The sequence below is a fragment of the Candidatus Filomicrobium marinum genome (genome assembly GCF_000981545.1).
Lineage (GTDB): Bacteria > Pseudomonadota > Alphaproteobacteria > Rhizobiales > Hyphomicrobiaceae > Filomicrobium > Filomicrobium insigne.
Genome location: NZ_LN829119.1, coordinates 2807065 through 2824028 on the forward strand (window position 1 = coordinate 2807065; position 16964 = coordinate 2824028).

Below are 16964 nucleotides of genomic sequence, written 5' to 3' on the forward strand. Positions count from 1 at the left end.
GGCTGGATATTGCTGCCAGCGCACGTTTCGCAGTAACTGGCAATGCCGTTCACACCTCGCGCCGCTAAGAAGGCTAAATGAGTCCACGTTCCGCATCCCGTCGTTCACCCAGCGGTCCTCCGCTTGACCACACCTTATTGGGTGCGCGCGAGGATCACTGGATGGTCCTTAAAGGTCTGCTGCCATACGTCTGGCCGGCGGCGCGGCCGGACCTCAAACGCAACGTCGTATTCGCCTTTGCAATGCTGCTCGTTGCAAAGCTGATCACGGTCGCGACACCGATCATCTACAAAGAAGCAGTCGATGAACTGACGCGCGTGGCTAACGGTGAACTTGGTACGGTCGGAACTTTATCGCTGGTAATCACGGGGCTCATCCTGAGCTATGGCGTCGCGCGCGTCGTGATGATGGCGCTTAATCAGCTGCGCGACGTCTTCTTCACGAAGGTCGGACAGCACGCTGTCCGCGAGCTGAATAAGAAAACCTTCGAACACCTGCATCGTCTCAGTCTCCGCTTTCACCTTGAACGGCGTACCGGAGGGCTCTCGCGTGTCCTGGAGCGCGGCGCGCGCGCCATAGAGCTCATCATTCGCATGGGCATTCTCAACGTGGTGCCCACCGCGATGGAGCTGCTCCTCGTCTGTGGAATCCTGTTCTTTTACTTCGACATGTTCTACGTGCTGATCGTTCTTGCGACAGTCGCACTTTACATGTGGTTCACGTTCGCAGCTTCGGAGTGGCGTATAGCTATTCGCCGCGAAATGAATGACAGCGACACCGAGGCCAACACGAAGGCCATTGATAGCTTGCTGAACTTCGAGACCGTCAAGTATTTCGGTAACGAGGATCTGGAAGCGCGACGCTTCGACAAGTCCATGGCGCGCTATGAGCAGGCTGCGATCAAGACGTACTACTCCCTTGCCATCCTCAACACGGGCCAAGCCGCAATTTTCACGGCCGGCATGACCGCCGTGATGTGGATGGCCGCTCGCGGCATTGCCGCCGGCACGCACACCATCGGCGATTTCGTGATGATCAACGCGCTGATGATCCAGCTTTACATGCCGCTGAATTTCATGGGCATGGTTTATCGAGAGATCAAACAGGGCTTGGTCGATATCGAAGTCATGTTTGCGATCATGCGCGAAAAGCCTGAAGTCCGTGACGCGCCGGACGCGCGCCCGCTCGTCCAAACGGAAGGAACTATCCGATTCGAGAATGTGTCGTTCTCTTATGATCGCGAGCGTACGATCCTCAAAAACATTTCATTTGAGGTGCCGGCAGGAAAAATGGTGGCGATCGTCGGCCCCTCTGGGGCGGGTAAATCGACGATCAGCCGCATACTCTTCCGCTTCTATGACATCGATTCCGGCCGTGTGACGATCGACGGACAGGACATCAATAAGGTCACGCAAACTTCTCTTCGAGCGGCCATAGGCGTGGTGCCTCAGGACACAGTTCTTTTCAACGACACCATTCTCTACAACATTCGCTATGGCAGCCCTGATGCGAATGAAGAGGAGGTCATGGCGGCGGCCAAAATGGCCCAGATCGATGGCTTTATCAGGATGCTGCCCGACGGCTACAAAACCATGGTGGGTGAGCGTGGCCTCAAATTGTCCGGCGGTGAAAAGCAACGCGTCGCAATTGCGCGGACCTTGCTTAAGGGACCGCCAATTTTGATCCTGGACGAGGCCACCAGCGCACTTGATAGCCATACGGAAAAGGAAATTCAGGACGCGCTCGATCAGGTTGCCAAGGACCGCACGACACTCGTCATCGCACATCGCCTCTCAACGATCGTGCATGCCGACAACATTCTCGTCTTGGAAAAGGGACAGCTTGTTGAGCAGGGCACCCACGGCGAGTTGATGGCCAAGGGCGGGCTCTACGCCAGCCTCTGGAACCGGCAGCGCGAAGCCGAGAAGGCCCGCGAGGAATTGGCCCACGCTATAGAAGAAGCCGAACGTGTAGGCGCCATTCCCCGGAAGGCCGACGCATACGATACCTTTGAATGACGGATGTCTGCTGTCAGCCCTAGCTGGAGAATTCTTCGCGGCCATAGCCCTGCAGATACAGAAGGGCACGTAAATCGCTGTGGTTGAGAGAAACCCTCGCAGCGGAAGCAACGACGGGCTTCGCACGGAACGCGACTCCTAGGCCAGCTGCAGCTATCATGCCGAGATCGTTTGCGCCGTCCCCTACGGCAAGCGTATCGCCAAGGGGAATATTCAACTCTTTGGCAAAGCGTGTGAGCGCGTCTCGCTTGCCTTCCTGGCCGAGGATGGGTTCAACAACACGGCCCGAAAGCGTGCCGTCCGCGATCTCAAGCACGTTGGCTTGATGGTCATCAAAGCCGACGACCTCCGCCACACGTCCGGCGAAAATTGTAAACCCTCCGGAGACGAGGGCACAAAACGCGCCGTGCTCTTTCATTGTCTCCACCAGAGTGCGTGCTCCCGGCATCAGCGAAATACGTGTCCCGAGCACAGCCTCAAGCACGTCCGACGAGAGCCCTTTGAGTAATGCAACGCGCGTTCGAAGGCTTTCATCGAAATTCAGTTCCCCCTGCATCGCCCGCTCGGTGATGCTAGCCACTTCGTCCCCGAGACCGACGGCATCGGCGAGTTCGTCAATGCACTCCTGCTGGATGATGGTGGAATCCATGTCGGCCAGCAGCAGGCGCTTGCGACGGCGGGGACCTTCGTCGGGTACGATATTGATGTCGACAGGCAGGCCGATTGTAGCTGTTTTTGCTTGTTTCTTGACGTGCGCGCCCCCATCGGCCTGGGCGACAAATTTGAGTTCCCACGCCTCGCCTTCACACAGCCACCGTTGATCGATGACGGCGTCTTTGGCGAGAAGCCGCGCCATCGTATCCGTCAGCGTTCGGTTAAGGCAGGGTGCATCGTGTGCGCACGTTGCGATAAGAATCTGCCCATTGGAATCGGTCATCGCGCGCCAAAAGTCCGGTAAGGAGGGCCACGTTGTCTCGCGGATTGAGCGAGCTCGGGTTAAGCTAAGTCATATGGAACAAAATCGGGCAATTCTTATCGCAGGGCCGACAGCAAGCGGCAAGTCGGCCTTAGCGATAGCCATCGCCAAGTCCTGCGGCGGAACGATTATCAATGCCGATTCAATGCAAGTTTATGCGGAGCTAAGGATTCTGACAGCCCGTCCGATGCCCGCCGACGAGGAAATTGCGCCGCACCGCCTTTATGGCCACGTCAGTGTCACCCAAAATTATTCCGTTGCTACCTGGCTAAAAGATGTCGAAGCGGCAATTCGCGATGTGCGCGCCTCGGGGGGCGTCCCGATTATCATCGGCGGGACAGGCCTTTACTTCATGGCTTTGACACGCGGCCTTTCCCCAGTGCCATCCATACCCGACGAGATACGCAGATACTGGCGGCAGGCGGCGTGTGAACGCCCGGTGGGAGAGCTTTATCAGGAGCTATGCCGCCGGGATCCTATTACGGCTGCGCGGCTGCGCGAAAGCGATCGCCAGCGCATCGTGCGCGCCCTTGAGGTGTACGAAGCCACGGGAACACCATTGGCACAGTGGCAGGAAAAGCCCGGCACGCCGCTCCTTAGCCCCGAGGAGTATGTCGGCCTCGTCGTCGATCGTCCCCGCGAGGACCTTTATGCTCGTGCGGATACCCGCTTCGCCCAGATGATCTCTGAGGGAGCTTTGGAAGAGGTCGTCCTTATGAGGTCAATGCAACTTGATCCCGATTTGCCGGCAACCCGGGCATTGGGGCTGGCACCGCTGATGGCGTGCACAGCAGGAGAAATATCCCTTGAAGAGGCTTCGGGGCTCACGTGTCGAGATACCCGACATTACATTCGGCGGCAGCTAACGTGGCTGAGGCGAAATATGATTTCGTGGAAATGGATTCAAACGAAAGAAATGGAACAAATTAAGCGATCAGGCTTTAGTTTCGTTGACTGACCTCGCTGCATCCGCCACATAGGGCGGACTGGGCAGGCCTGACCGGCCGCCGGCCTTCATAAAACGGCTATTCAAATCGACCTGCCTCTAACGAGAGGAGACTTAAAAGTTATGGCGAGAACGATGACGGGCGCCGAAATGGTAATCAAGGCGCTGGCAGACCAGGGCGTCGAGCATGTTTTCGGTTATCCTGGTGGTGCTGTTCTGCCAATTTACGATGAGCTGTTTCAGCAGGAAAAGGTCCGTCACATCCTCGTTCGTCAGGAAGGTGGGGCCGTCCATGCAGCCGAAGGCTATGCACGCTCGACGGGCAAGGTCGGCGTTGTTCTTGTGACCTCAGGTCCGGGTGCGACGAATGCCGTGACCGGGCTCACCGACGCTTTGATGGATTCGATCCCCGTCGTCTGCATAACGGGGCAGGTCCCGACGCATCTGATCGGCAATGATGCATTTCAGGAATGCGATACCGTCGGCATCACGCGTCCGTGCACAAAACACAACTGGCTCGTTAAGGACGTGAACGACCTGTCGCGCGTCCTGCATGAAGCTTTCCAGATCGCCAAGTCAGGACGCCCCGGACCGGTTGTCGTCGACATTCCAAAGGACGTGCAGTTCTCCACGGGCAATTACGTCGGTCCGTCGAACGTACAGCACAAAACGTATAAGCCGCGCATGAAGCCGGATCAGATGGCCGTCCGCAAGGCCGTCGACCTGTTGGCCAATGCCAAGAGGCCGATCCTCTATACGGGCGGTGGCGTCATTAATTCCGGGCCGAAAGCAAGTCTGCTGCTGCGGGAGTTCGCCAAGCTGACGGGCTACCCGGTCACATCGACCCTGATGGGGCTCGGCGCATTTCCGGCCTCTGACCAGCAGTTTCTAGGAATGCTCGGCATGCATGGCACTTACGAAGCCAACATGGCCATGCACGATTGCGACGTTATGATCTCCATCGGCGCGCGGTTTGACGACCGCATCACCGGGCGGCTCGATGCCTTCTCGCCGAATTCCAAGAAAATCCACATCGACATCGATCCCTCGTCGATCAACAAGAACGTTCGCGTTGATATTCCGATCGTCGGTGATGTCGCCTACACGCTGGAAGACATTTTGCGCGTCTGGAAGGCGAAGGCGCCTCAACTCGAAAAGGCTGCCCACAAAACTTGGTGGAAGCAGATCGATAAGTGGCGGATGAAGAAGTCGCTTTCTTACAAGCAGAACGAAGACGTCATCATGCCGCAATACGCGGTGGAACGACTCTATGAACTGACGAAAGATCGCGACCCTTATGTCACGACCGAAGTCGGTCAGCATCAAATGTGGGCGGCGCAATTCTTCAAATTCGAAGAGCCCAACCGCTGGATGACATCGGGCGGTCTCGGAACCATGGGCTACGGCCTCCCGGCGGCTATTGGCGCGCAGTTGGCACACCCCAAGTCGCTGGTTATCGACATCGCTGGCGATGCCTCGATCCTCATGAATATCCAGGAGGCGTCGACCGCCGTTCAGTACCGTCTTCCGGTGAAAGTGTTCATCCTGAACAACCAGTACATGGGCATGGTGCGCCAGTGGCAGCAGTTGCTGCACGGCAACCGCCTTTCCGAGAGCTATACGGAGGCATTGCCCGACTTCGTCAAGCTCGCCGAAGCCTATGGCTGGAAGGGGATGATCTGCGACAAGCCCGGAGACCTGGATGACGCTATCCGTGAAATGATCGATACGCCGGAGCCGGTGATCTTCGATTGTCGTGTAGCAGCGCTCGCCAATTGCTTCCCGATGATCCCGTCGGGCAAGGCGCACAATGAGATGCTGCTAGGCGAGGACGTTTCCGACGAAGATGTCGAAAATGCCATCGGCGAAGAGGGCAAGGTGCTCGTCTGACCCAAGCCGGGTCTTTGGAAGTTACCGATTGGGCGCCGGCAATCGCTGTCGGCGCCTTCCGCTCGGACGAATGAACAGCAAATCCGTGGGCACAGCAGGCAAAGGTTAGCGGCGCGAACTGAGACCGAGTTTGCCGCCCCGTTGAAGACGTCATCGAATACGGAACTCTGTTTGGTTATGGCCCGGACTGTATCGATACAGGCGAGAAAAACGCTGAAGTCCAGAAGGATTTCCGCATGAAAATCCTATTTGTCGGGCCCGGTAATAATCACAAGTACGGGGGAGGCTTCTACTACGCCTTCCATCGGCGCTTGATCAACGGCTTCATCCGGTCCGGCCACTTCGTCTACGCCTACAGCGATCGAGACACGGCTGATTACGCGCTGGGTGTTCGCCAAATTGGGAGCTGGCTGGCCAACAAGCGTTTGCTCGACATAGCCAAAGAGCTGCGGCCGGAAATGATGGTTCTCCTGCTCAGCTATTTGATTACACCGCAAACGGTGCGTCGTATTCGCGAATTGGTGCCGGGCATTAAGATCGCCGCGATCTGTATTGACGATATCGACCATGAAAGACCGGCTGCGCAATTCCGCTATCTATTAGAGGCGGCCGATGCGGGCTTTGCCACGACAGGCGGGGAGACCCTCCAGGATTTTGCGGGAAGCAAACCTGTCGCGTTCATCCCGAACCCCATCGATCTTTCAATCGATACGGGACAAGCCTTCGCCGAAACGAAACATCGCTTCGAGCTTTTTTTCGCCTGTCACCAGCCGCCAGTCGATGCGCGCTGGCAGTTCCTAGCCGCACTGCAAAAAGAACTGCCTTCGAGCATTCGCGTCGGACTGTACGGAAACAAAACGGGGGACGCGCTGCGCGGCGCTGACTACGTCGATACGCTGTCCCACACGAAGATTGGTCTCAACCTTAACCGCCGCGATGGTGACTTATACGCTTCCGATCGCATGGGCCAGTTCCTGGGTAACGGCCTGCTCCTGGCGACGCCCAGGGCGTCAGGCTATGACGCCGTGTTTAGCGAAGACGAGATGCTGTTCTTCGATGGTCTTGCTGACCTATCGAGGAGGCTCGTCACCGCGCTGGGTCCTGGCGAACCCTGGCGCAAGATGGCACGCGCCGGGCGCGAGAAGGCAATCGCGACCATGAATGAGACATGCGTTGCCCGTTTCATCTGCGATTTCACGATGGGCGGCACCTGGGCGCAGAACTGGACGTTCTCCGAGCATGCGTTTGCAGCGGGGAGCAATGTTCGGCAACGGGATCTCGTTGCCACCACTCATTGAAGCGGAACGTCGCAATGCATTTGATTATCGCGAATAAACTTTACTCATCGTGGTCGATGCGTCCCTGGCTTGTGATGCGTGCCATTGCGCTCGACTTCACAGAGACTGTCATTCCATTACGACAGCCGGATTCAAGTGAACGCATTCGCGAATTTTCGCCCAGTGGCAAGGTGCCAGTATTGATCTCGGGCGACGTCGTCGTCTGGGAAAGCCTCGCGATCATTTCTTGTCTAGCAGACCGCTTTCCCGATAAGCCGGTTTGGCCCGGCCGAGATGCCGCGCGCGCTCATGCGAAGTCTATTTCGATGGAAATGCACGGCGGCTTTCAAGCACTCCGCCAAGCGTGCCCCATGAACCTGGGTAAGCGCTTTGCTCCGCGCGACTTCGGCGAGAACGTTGCGGCGGACGTTGCACGCATCGAAGAGATTTTCATGACGACGCGTGAGCGCTTCGCGGGGGATGGGCCATTCCTGTTTGGTGACTTCTGCGCAGCGGACGCGATGTTCGCACCGGTCGTGACACGTCTCGATACCTATCAGATCAAGGTTCGGCCTGAGACGCGGGCGTACATGGACGCTGTCCTCGCGTATCCGGAATTCGTGCGCTGGAAGCGGGAAGCCCTCAAGGAACCCTGGACAATTCACGCCTACGAAGAGGGCCATGAAGTGGTCGCTGACCTTCGCGCCGAGGCCACCGCCTGAAACAGCACCCCGTATCAGATCAAACACCATCACATAAGAAAATGGATACCGTCCTATGACACAAACGACAACGCAGTCTCACTACCCGAACCTCTCAACCCACGAAGAGATCGTTTCCCGAACGCTCTCCGTGATCGTTGACAACGAACCTGGCGTTCTCGCACGCGTGATCGGTTTGTTTTCCGGGCGTGGTTACAACATTGACTCCTTGACGGTGACGGAGACCGAGCACGAGAAGCACATCTCGCGCATCACGATCGCAACCAAAGGCACCCCGATGGTTATCGAGCAGATCAAGCACCAGCTCGAACGACTGGTGCCGGTGCACCGCGTTCATGATCTGACCGAGACAGGACAACCCTTGGAGCGCGAACTGGCCCTGGTAAAAGTTCAGGGCAAGGGCGAAAAGCGTATTGAAGCGTTGCGTATGGCGGAAATCTTTCGGGCGGAAGTGATTGATGCGTCGACAGAACACTTTGTGTTTGAGTTCAGTGCGCGTTCATCAAAGGTCGATCAGTTTATTTCAATCATGAACGAACTCGGCCTCGTCGAAGTCGCCCGTACCGGCATCGCGGCAATCGCACGCGGACGCGGGCTTGTCTGAGCTGGTGTAGCGCAGACGGTTCCGGGATCAACGATGGAAATAGGGCTGGAGGCAAGGGCAACTCGTTCATGGTAAACGGGCCAATATCCTGGTTACATGGATGCTCTACCTCTACGTAGCCGTCATTGCCCGGTCACACCTGCCTGCGAAATGATGCTCTCCGGCAGATCGAATATGATCCTGGGGCTTGCACCTTGGCCTGCCACACGGCTCAATAGGGGGCCTTGGGCGGATCGTGCGTTATAAGTACGGATCTGCACTTGTGGTGCTACAAGTCGAGTTTGCGGTAACAGGATCCTCGATCCTCAAGAGTGTCGGCGACCAATAGGCACGTCAGGCACGGTGGCCAGTAGATGGCCGTCAGCCGCAACGCCAGATCGGAACGCGCGGAAATAGCCATCCGCAACGAACGTGGGAGCAGAAGGCCAGATGAGTTGCAATCCTTGGCGCTGGCTTTGGGGGCTCCTTCCGTTGGCCATACTAGTTTGGCTGACGGTGGTGGAAGAGCGCCCGCGTATCGAAGCCGACTTGACGGCGCGCACGCAGCAAGCGCTGAAGGTTGCCGGAGTCGATTGGGCAAATCTGACGTTCTCGGGTCGTGAAGGCACTTTGGCCGGACACACGTCGCATGACGCCGAACCAGAAAAGGCCATTCAAATCGCGCACAGCGTTTGGGGCGTCCGGACGTTGGCAGCCGATATCAGGCGAGCCGACACGATAAATGATTATTTCTGGCAGGCGGAAGCGGCCGACAGCGGTATTCGCTTGGCGGGATACGTTCCTGACGAGACAAAACGCAATACCGTTATCGGATTGGTCCGCGAGCGTTTTCCCGATCGGCCGATCGACGATCGAATGAAGATCGGTCTGGGAGGCCCCGACCCCGATCCGTGGCTCAAGACGATCGGCTTTGGGTTGGACCGTCTTGGCCAAGTCAAATCTGGAAATGTAGAGGTTCACCAACTGGCGCTGTCCGTATCGGGTGAAGCGCTGTCTCATGCTGCGTACAGAAGCGCCAAGTCTGCGCTCTCCGGTGATCTGCCCCCTGGGGCCACCTTGATCGCCGATAAAATTACGCCGCCGGTCGTATCCCCTTTTAAGTGGGGTATGCAGAAGACAGCGACACAGATCGTCTTGAACGGCTACGTACCGGACCAGAGCACACGCGAGCAGCTGTTTGACAAAGCGAAAACCACATTCCCAAAGCTCGCAATCATCGACCGGATGGAAGTCGCCGGTGGAGCGCAGGAAGGATGGTATGCTGCCGCTGTTGCGGTTTTGAATAGCCTGCTAAGCCTCAGCGAGGCAGACGTACAGGCATCGGATGGCGCCATCACGTTAAAGGGGCGCACCCCCGATGAGGCGACGGCCGCGCGCGTGGTAGCTGCGCTTCAGAGTGCGCTTCCCGCGACATTCAAAGCGCGCACAGATTTGAGTTATCCGCCGCCGCCGCCGCCGATTGTTAGTCCCTTCACGACACACATTGAGATGAGGCCGGGTTTTGTAAGTCTCACGGGATATGTGCCAAGTGATGCGGCGCGGACCGCCGTGATGACGCAACTCCAGAAACTTCTGCCCGATGCGAAGTCCGTTGACAAACTCGCGCTGGGGTCTGGGGCACCGGAAGGCTGGCAGGCATGCCTCTTCGCGGGGCTGGATGCTTTGGCAAAACTTGGAAACGGCACACTCGCGTTAAGCGATCGTTCCATGCAACTCACTGGCAGAACGCGGGATGAAGCGCTTGCAGAGGCTTTGCCGGCTCAGGTGCGCGCCGCCGCCAATCGCGCATGCGACAGCAAGGTTGAGATCGCTTTGGACGTTCCCCCCGAGCCTAATCTCAAGTGGCGCGCTGAAAGCACTGGCAACGGTGAACTAACACTGGAAGGCGAGGTGCCGGATAAAGCGAGCGAGACGCTCTTGGTTAGCAGCGCCGAGCAGCTTTTCTCCGGGGCACGTTTGATCAACAAGATGACGCTTGCTTCGGGAACGTCAGAAAAATGGCAAAAGGTTTCCGTTGCTGCCTTGCAGCTCCTCGCGAAATTGCGCCGTGGTGAGGCCATCCTTGATGGCCAGCAATTGACGTTGCGCGGAGAAGCAAGCGACGCAGCGGTTGCCTCCGCAGTCAAAGATCAGATTTCGCATACGCTGCCTAAGGGGTACGTCGGAAAGCCTGAAATCATTGTGCGTTCAGAGGCCATGATCTGGGCGGATAAGGAAGCCAAGCGCAAAGCTGCTGAGGAGGCCGCGCGCCGTCAGGCTGAGGAAGCGGCGAAGCAAAAAGAAGAGGCCGATCGCGTCGCCGAAGAAGAGGCGCAACGCCAGGCGGCTGAAGCGGAAGCGCGCAAGCAGGAAGAACAAGCGCGCCTTGAGACGCAGCGGGCAACGGAGGAAGCCGCACGCCGCGCTGCCGAGGAAGAAGCGGCTCAGAAGGCTGCTGAGGAAGCGCGACGTAAAGCTGAAGAGGAGGCCGACCGGCGACGCGAAGCCGAGGCGGCTGCAGCCGCAGCAGCACAAGCACGAGCTGCGAATAAGCCGAATAACGATCCATCGCCGTCAACTGAACAGCAGAAGCAACGCAAGGCGGAAGCTAGCCGTTGCGAAGAGCTGCTACAGTCTGCAGCAGCGACGGGCTCGATACGCTTCCGGTTCGCCAGTGCACGTCTTGAAAGCGGCAGCACGGGAACTCTGGACCGTTTGGTCGAGATCGTGAAGGGATGCCCAGACTTCCGCATTGAGGTCATCGGGCACACTGATGCTATCGGGCCCAGTGATCAAAATCTCATACTGTCCAAAGAGCGCGCGCAAGTTGTCATCAATTATCTGACCAATGCCGGCGTCGACACGTCTCGCCTTTCGGCAACTGGATACGGTGAAACGCGTCCGATAGTACCTAATACGTCCGCGAGTAATCGGGCGAGAAACCGGCGGATCGAATTCTCTGTAAAGACGGATTGACCGGCTTCAATGTAATCGGGAGGAGACGGGCATGGATTATCTGTTCGTCAAATTGATTTGGTATCTGGCTATCGCCTTCGCCATCGGCTTGTTTGTCGGCTGGTTTTCCTGCAGCCGTGCGCGTGACTAAGCCTCGCTTGAGCGCATGCGAACGGGAGTACGCGCGTAAAGGAAAAGGGCAGCTCAAATGATGTTTCTGACTTTGCAGACAGCGCTTTTGTTGCTGACGGTGTACGTGCTCGGAGCCGTGTGTGGGTGCTGGTTGCACCGAATGCTCGTGGCTCCAATCAGCGCGGACGACAGCTTGGTTGCTGCAGGAGCGGCAATTTCGGATCAGCCCATGATCGAGACCGCGACAGGTCCGGCGCCGGAAGTCGCGGACCTGTCGCATGAAAATAGGTTCGAACGCGCGCTTGTTGGGACGCGTCTGAAGTCAGTCGGTGACTTGCGTTCGCAAGAGACCGCACCCGTTATCGAAGCCGGGCAGCCCCCGGCGCGCGTCGTCGTTCCGGCTCCAGCCGTTCCGCCTTATGAGCCCCCATCCACATCCGCTCCGGTTTCGCAGGGTGAAGGATTTCCGAGCTTGCCAGCCGCCGGTAGCTCGGGCGGGGTGACAGGTGCGTCAGCGCCGTTGGCGCCTTCTGTGACGCAAAGCCCAGACGACCTCACGCGCATTCATGCCATCGATGAGGAAACAGCAACGCGTTTGGCTGAACTGGGCATGGCCTCCTATGCGCGCTTGGCGGGTCTGACACGCGCAGACGTTGACAGAGTTGAAGCGAGCCTTGGCCAGCAGCGGATCTCCCGGGAGGGGTGGATCGAACAGGCCAAGCTCCTCGCGAGTGGACACGAGACGGCCTACGCACGCCGACTTTCAGGAAAAGGCGAGCCACTGCCAACCCCCGCCGAGGTCTATCGGGAGGGCATGGAGCCGGAAGTCGATACCAGCCCGGAAACGTCGGGGAGCTCGGAAGGTCTGAGAGACGCGCCGCAAGAAGCAGCTCTAGGGGAGCCTCGCGAGGATCTATGCACGACTGAAGAGATCGCAAAGCCACCGGTTGAGGAAGGGGACGACACCTCTAACGCCGATGCCGCCGATGAAACGGCGGCAATCATGGCAGCGGCGGCTGTGCTTGCGAAAGCCCAAACCCATACAGATGACAATCAGTCGGATAACGACGAGGCATCATCCACGGCGGCCCTTGCACCTATCGATGCACCACCACCGGTCACTGATGATCTCCTGCGCATCCGCGGCATCAATGGCGATGCAGTCGCGATCTTGTCCGCGAATGGCGTGAACCGGTTCGAACAGGTTGCAAATTGGAACCCAGACGAGGTGCGCCGTTTCGAAGGCTTGATTGGTCCGGTCGGACGCATCCGTCAGGAAAATTGGATAGAACAGGCGCAAATCCTTGCCGGTGGAGGCGAGACTGCTTTTTCTCGTCGCCAACGCTTGGAACCGCAACCAGTCTGGCACGAACAGCCTCGGTTTGCCGACGTCGAAGCGCGAGAAACTGAAGTCCTCGAAGCTTCTCCGGAAGAGACCCCTGCACCGTCCGTGAAGGATGCCACCGTAGAGAACTTCGACGTCGCCGATGCTATCGCGACCCCTATCGTCGAGGTGCCTGTCGGCGAGGCAGAGCAAAGCTACGCGGAGCCGATGGAGGCCGATCTCTCCGGTTTGCGTTCGGTAAAGTCACCCCTGCTCAACGGTGGCGAGGCGAAGACTGAAACAGGCTATGACGATCTCAAACGCATCCGCGGAATTGGCGTGCTTATCGAGAAAAAACTGAACTCTCTGGGTATCAACCGCTACGAGCAGATCGCCAACTGGAGTGCTGCTGAAATCGATAGGATCAGTCAGGTGCTCGACTTCAAGGGGCGGATCGAACGCGAAGCTTGGGTAGAACAGGCGCGCATCCTCGCTTCCGGTGGGCAGACGGAATTTTCCAGCCGCCTTGACCGTGGATAGCCTGCAATGGTCACCCCCTTCGAGTGACTAACTCGCAAGGACCCGCTGGGCGAGGCTTCTCGGGCTGACTGATCCTGCATGCGCAGAGTGAGAAGCCGGTTGCGTCCCGTCGTGTGTAGAAAGATACGAAGCGATAGCCTGCATGCTCCATTCGTCCCGCAACAATGGGGCGTGGCCCTCGCCGGGGACTTCTAGATCGGACAGAGCCGGATGCCGACGGTGCATTTCCTCAACGGTAGCGCGAGAGAGAATGTCTGAATTCTCGCCGCGCAATACGAGCACCGGGACACGCTTCAATGCTTCGAACTGCGGCCACAAGGCCGGCATCGGCCCATCGAGAATGGACATCGTGTTCTTGAGTTTCGGATCGTAGCTGACGGCCGGTTTGCCGTTTTTTTCATTGTACCATTGGCGCGCCAGAAGCTCCCAGTCTTCCGCGCGGACGTTGGGGAAGCGCCGCTGATTGATATCTCGCATAAGCGCGGTAGCTTCTTCCCAAGAGCGCGGCAACGGAATGCGTCCCACATAACCTGCAATGCGCATCAGCCCGTCTGTTTCAATCACGGGGCCGATATCGTTGAGGATGATCGTGCCGACACTGGCCGGTTGAAGAGCTGCAAGAATGGTTGCGATAAGACCGCCGCGCGATGTGCCAATGATCGCGACATGATCGAGGCCCGCAAAAGCCAGGAAGTCGAGGACGTCGAGCGCCTCAGTTGGCACCGTATAGTTTTTCCAATCAGGGTCCCACTCGGATTGCCCGCGACCCCGATAGTCCAGCACATAAACATCGCGCGCGTGAGCACCGGCAGCAGAAAGATAGCAAGCCAGATCGTGGAAATCTTTGCAATTGCGCGAAAGCCCCGGCAGGCAAACGACAGGTCTAAGCCGTGACGCCGGCGCGCGATAAACGCGACCGTGCAATTTGAGCCCATCGCGAACACGAAAAAATAAATCGTCAAAATGGTTCTGCATGACCGACATGCGAACATCCCCGCAAAAAAAAAGCGCTATGGCGCCTACTAGCCGCCATCACGTAAGCCACAGCCATACTAGCCAGAACACCCGCCCTCACAGTGGTCTGGCTAGCTAAAGTTTTTGTGCGCTTCCCAGGAGCCGGGTTTTCTCCGGCGCTGAGCGAGCAAACAAATATCCGTTTCCTCCGTTTCGGAGCATTTTGCGGCCGAACAGCCGTGCGACGCAAATCAAGACCGAAGTCTGCGGTGAAGAATTTTAGCCGTCCTTCGCAGCTCGTGTCCGTCGTGCACCAGGAGCATATTTGCGGCGCGACCCACTGGCTTGGGCGCGCGCGAGGTCTTCCTCAAGGCGGAGCGCCTTGTCGCCGGCGCCGAGGCGCGCACGATAGACTTGGATATTAGAGAGAACCTTCGCGACGTACTCACGTGTCTCCTTGAACGGAATGCGCTCGACCCAATCGATCGGATCGAGATCAGCAGCACGCGGATCGCCTAACTCACGGATCCACTGCCGCGCACGTCCAGGCCCCGCATTATAACCTGCGAGACCAAGCACGTAGGATCCGCGGAATTCCCCCATGCGGTCGCCGATGTACGCTGAAGCGATCATCAGGTTGTAGGCTTCATCCCGTCCCAGGCGCGAGATCTCACATTTAAGTCTGTAGTCGCGGCAAACATGCTTCGCCGTGACCGGCATGACCTGCAAGATGCCACGCGCGCCAGCGCCTGATACGATCTGAGTATTGAATTCGCTTTCTTGCCGGGCAATGCCGAACAGGAAAGCGGTCTCAGGAGGCGTCCGCAATGGTTTGTATTTAGGGAGCGCCTGCACGGGGTAGGCGTAGTAATGCAGGTTCATGCCCGCACCGATGGCCCGCTTCCCAATACGCAAAGACTGCTGGGTATCCCCAAGAGCACGCATTAAGTGAGCCACAAGCGCAGCGTCCGCCTCATTATCTGCGAGCGCACCCAGATTTGCTAAAAAGGGACGCGTAATGCTGCGGCCCAGCCCTGCTTTATCGGCGATGACTGCGGCGTGCACGGCGTCGTTGCTTTGGAAGCGCGCGATTTGTTCAGACGTCGGCGCTTGCGGCGGCCTAATCGGCAGAGCTTGAATGCCGGGCTTCAGCCGCTGCATAGCGAGCTGGCCGTGAAAGGTGTCGAACTGCTCCGCAGCCTGTTTGTAATAGCCCCGGGCCGCCGCCTTATCGCCAACCGCTTCGAGCGCCCGACCCAGCCAATATCCGGATTTTGCTCTGCTGAGAGGACCGTCTGCAGCTTCGTGCATCACCCGAAAATGTTTGATCGCTGCTTTCGCATCACCGAGGTAGCGCAGCGCGATCCAGCCTGCGACGAAGGCTTGCTCTTTGAGCGGATTTACAGACAGCGGACCCGCATCGCGCACAAGTTCATAGGCAAGTTGCGGATTGTCATCATCCAGCGCTGCATAGGCCGTAAGTCGTCGCTCATCCCACCAGGCATCCGGATTGACTGTTTCCGATTTGGTGATCGGGGCGCTGAGCAGGAGCTTCGCAGCCTCCTCCTTATTGCCGCTGCGGCGCAGGTGCATGATGCGATGGAAGCTCACACCCCAATCCGTATGTGCTTTTTCAGGTAGGTCTGCGAGTAATTTCCCGGCAGCGTTTTGACGCAAGAAGACCGACAAGCGCGCCTTGGCTTTGGCTTGTTCGAATTCGGAAACACGTTTCATCTGGCGACGAACGACTGCCGCCCGGGTATTGCGCGAAGAGCTCCATCGGAAGTCGTCCGTAAGAAGCCGATCCAGGCGCCATTTATGATCCGCATGCGTCAGGAGCGATCCGATGCGCTCCAAAATATCGTCCTCATAGTCATCCGGAATATCGCCATCCCGCCACGCCTTAGAGGCGAGCTTCACGGCATGGTTCCGTTGACCGCTCGCAGCATAGGCGGCCGCGAGTGCTGCTTCACCCGCAGCCGTCTCAGGCTCTCGACCAGAAAAATACCCGAGCACCACGCGCGGATTGGAAACCTGAAGCATCATGGCTTCCAGATGTTCGATCAGCAGCCAGCGATTAGGCCACTGTGGATTGGCCGCAAGAAACGCCTGGTAGCTTTCGATCGCGCCCTCGCCCCGACGCAGAAGCCCCCAATCAATCAGCTTTTGCGCGACAGGGTTATCGATTTGCCCGCGCAAAGATTTCGCATTCGCGAAATCATTTTTTCCAATGGCATCAAAAGCGGCCTTTAGAGCCTCACCATCCGCCGGACTAAGCGGAAGCGTGCGCACCGGTGCGATGGCTTTGTCAAAAATGGCGTTGGAACGGGCTTCCGCTTCGGAAATCCGGATCGTCGTGAGTTGACCATCGTGATCCAGCAATCGGTAGGCAGCCTTGAGCGACTGGAGATCGCGTTCAGGATTCGTACCGGGTGGTGGAGGCGGCTGCGCATGTGCTGCGGGGAGCAACATCGTATAGGCCGCGAACGCGACCGCAAGAAGCCACCCGACACGGCCGAGATGCTCTGAATGCCGGTGTCCAGATTGGCCTGTGAGCGTCCCCCACGACTGGTGAATGCGCCGCACTGATGTAAAGCCAATGATAGGGTTAAAATACTTCAACGTTGCCTCGCTTTGCCCAGCCCCA

At 58.0% G+C, this 16964-nt stretch carries 11 protein-coding genes; 8 read left to right on the top strand and 3 right to left on the bottom strand.

Features of this window, described 5'->3' with window-relative positions; genetic code table 11:
- Positions 1-77: 77 nt before the first annotated feature.
- Entirely contained in the window at positions 78-2018 is a 1941-nt protein-coding gene (locus YBN1229_RS13180) for an ABCB family ABC transporter ATP-binding protein/permease (protein WP_052743931.1), read from the top strand.
- A 19-nt stretch (positions 2019-2037) separates the two neighbouring features.
- Here the strand turns inward: YBN1229_RS13180 and serB are convergent, their stop codons facing one another.
- Positions 2038-2955 carry a phosphoserine phosphatase SerB gene (gene serB / locus YBN1229_RS13185; RefSeq protein ID WP_046478860.1) on the bottom strand — a complete coding sequence of 306 codons (918 nt, stop codon included), beginning with the start codon at positions 2953-2955 and terminating at the stop codon, positions 2038-2040.
- Between the two features lie 73 nt (positions 2956-3028).
- Between serB and miaA the strand changes: the two genes are divergently transcribed.
- The 7 genes from miaA to YBN1229_RS19180 all read left to right on the top strand — a co-directional run bounded on the left by miaA (position 3029) and on the right by YBN1229_RS19180 (position 13363).
- Entirely contained in the window at positions 3029-3952 is a 924-nt protein-coding gene (gene miaA / locus YBN1229_RS13190; protein WP_046478859.1) for a tRNA (adenosine(37)-N6)-dimethylallyltransferase MiaA, read from the top strand.
- Between the two features lie 111 nt (positions 3953-4063).
- Entirely contained in the window at positions 4064-5830 is a 1767-nt protein-coding gene (locus tag YBN1229_RS13195) for an acetolactate synthase 3 large subunit (protein WP_046478858.1), read from the top strand.
- A 236-nt stretch (positions 5831-6066) separates the two neighbouring features.
- Positions 6067-7128: a glycosyltransferase gene (locus YBN1229_RS13200; protein WP_046478857.1), complete on the top strand. Its 1062-nt coding sequence runs from the start codon at positions 6067-6069 to the stop codon at positions 7126-7128.
- Positions 7129-7142: 14 nt separating this feature from the next.
- The gene (locus YBN1229_RS13205) at positions 7143-7829 is read left to right on the top strand and encodes a glutathione S-transferase family protein (protein ID WP_046478856.1); all 687 of its coding nucleotides are present in this window, start codon (positions 7143-7145) and stop codon (positions 7827-7829) included.
- Between the two features lie 55 nt (positions 7830-7884).
- Positions 7885-8433, top strand: coding sequence for an acetolactate synthase small subunit (gene ilvN, locus YBN1229_RS13210; RefSeq protein ID WP_046478855.1), 549 nt, complete (start codon positions 7885-7887; stop codon positions 8431-8433).
- 429 nt (positions 8434-8862) lie between these two features.
- Entirely contained in the window at positions 8863-11388 is a 2526-nt protein-coding gene (locus tag YBN1229_RS13215; RefSeq protein ID WP_052743932.1) for an OmpA family protein, read from the top strand.
- Positions 11389-11575: 187 nt separating this feature from the next.
- Positions 11576-13363, top strand: coding sequence for a hypothetical protein (locus YBN1229_RS19180; protein WP_046478854.1), 1788 nt, complete (start codon positions 11576-11578; stop codon positions 13361-13363).
- Positions 13364-13390: 27 nt separating this feature from the next.
- On the opposite strand, the gene YBN1229_RS13225 is transcribed toward YBN1229_RS19180, so the two are convergent.
- Together YBN1229_RS13225 and YBN1229_RS13230 are read right to left on the bottom strand one after the other, a co-directional pair.
- Positions 13391-14347 carry an alpha/beta fold hydrolase gene (locus YBN1229_RS13225; RefSeq protein WP_076605338.1) on the bottom strand — a complete coding sequence of 319 codons (957 nt, stop codon included), beginning with the start codon at positions 14345-14347 and terminating at the stop codon, positions 13391-13393.
- A gap of 249 nt (positions 14348-14596) precedes the next feature.
- Positions 14597-16939: a lytic transglycosylase domain-containing protein gene (locus YBN1229_RS13230; RefSeq protein ID WP_152025008.1), complete on the bottom strand. Its 2343-nt coding sequence runs from the start codon at positions 16937-16939 to the stop codon at positions 14597-14599.
- Between the last annotated feature and the right edge of the window lie 25 nt (positions 16940-16964).

Bases quoted from the DNA above. Each gene is read 5' to 3' on its own strand.
- YBN1229_RS13180 (WP_052743931.1), top strand. From the start codon at position 78: ATGAGTCCACGTTCCGCATCCCGTCGTTCACCCAGCGGTCCTCCGCTT.
- serB (WP_046478860.1), bottom strand. From the start codon at position 2,955: ATGACCGATTCCAATGGGCAGATTCTTATCGCAACGTGCGCACACGAT.
- miaA (WP_046478859.1), top strand. From the start codon at position 3,029: ATGGAACAAAATCGGGCAATTCTTATCGCAGGGCCGACAGCAAGCGGC.
- YBN1229_RS13195 (WP_046478858.1), top strand. From the start codon at position 4,064: ATGGCGAGAACGATGACGGGCGCCGAAATGGTAATCAAGGCGCTGGCA.
- YBN1229_RS13200 (WP_046478857.1), top strand. From the start codon at position 6,067: ATGAAAATCCTATTTGTCGGGCCCGGTAATAATCACAAGTACGGGGGA.
- YBN1229_RS13205 (WP_046478856.1), top strand. From the start codon at position 7,143: ATGCATTTGATTATCGCGAATAAACTTTACTCATCGTGGTCGATGCGT.
- ilvN (WP_046478855.1), top strand. From the start codon at position 7,885: ATGACACAAACGACAACGCAGTCTCACTACCCGAACCTCTCAACCCAC.
- YBN1229_RS13215 (WP_052743932.1), top strand. From the start codon at position 8,863: ATGAGTTGCAATCCTTGGCGCTGGCTTTGGGGGCTCCTTCCGTTGGCC.
- YBN1229_RS19180 (WP_046478854.1), top strand. From the start codon at position 11,576: ATGATGTTTCTGACTTTGCAGACAGCGCTTTTGTTGCTGACGGTGTAC.
- YBN1229_RS13225 (WP_076605338.1), bottom strand. From the start codon at position 14,347: ATGTCGGTCATGCAGAACCATTTTGACGATTTATTTTTTCGTGTTCGC.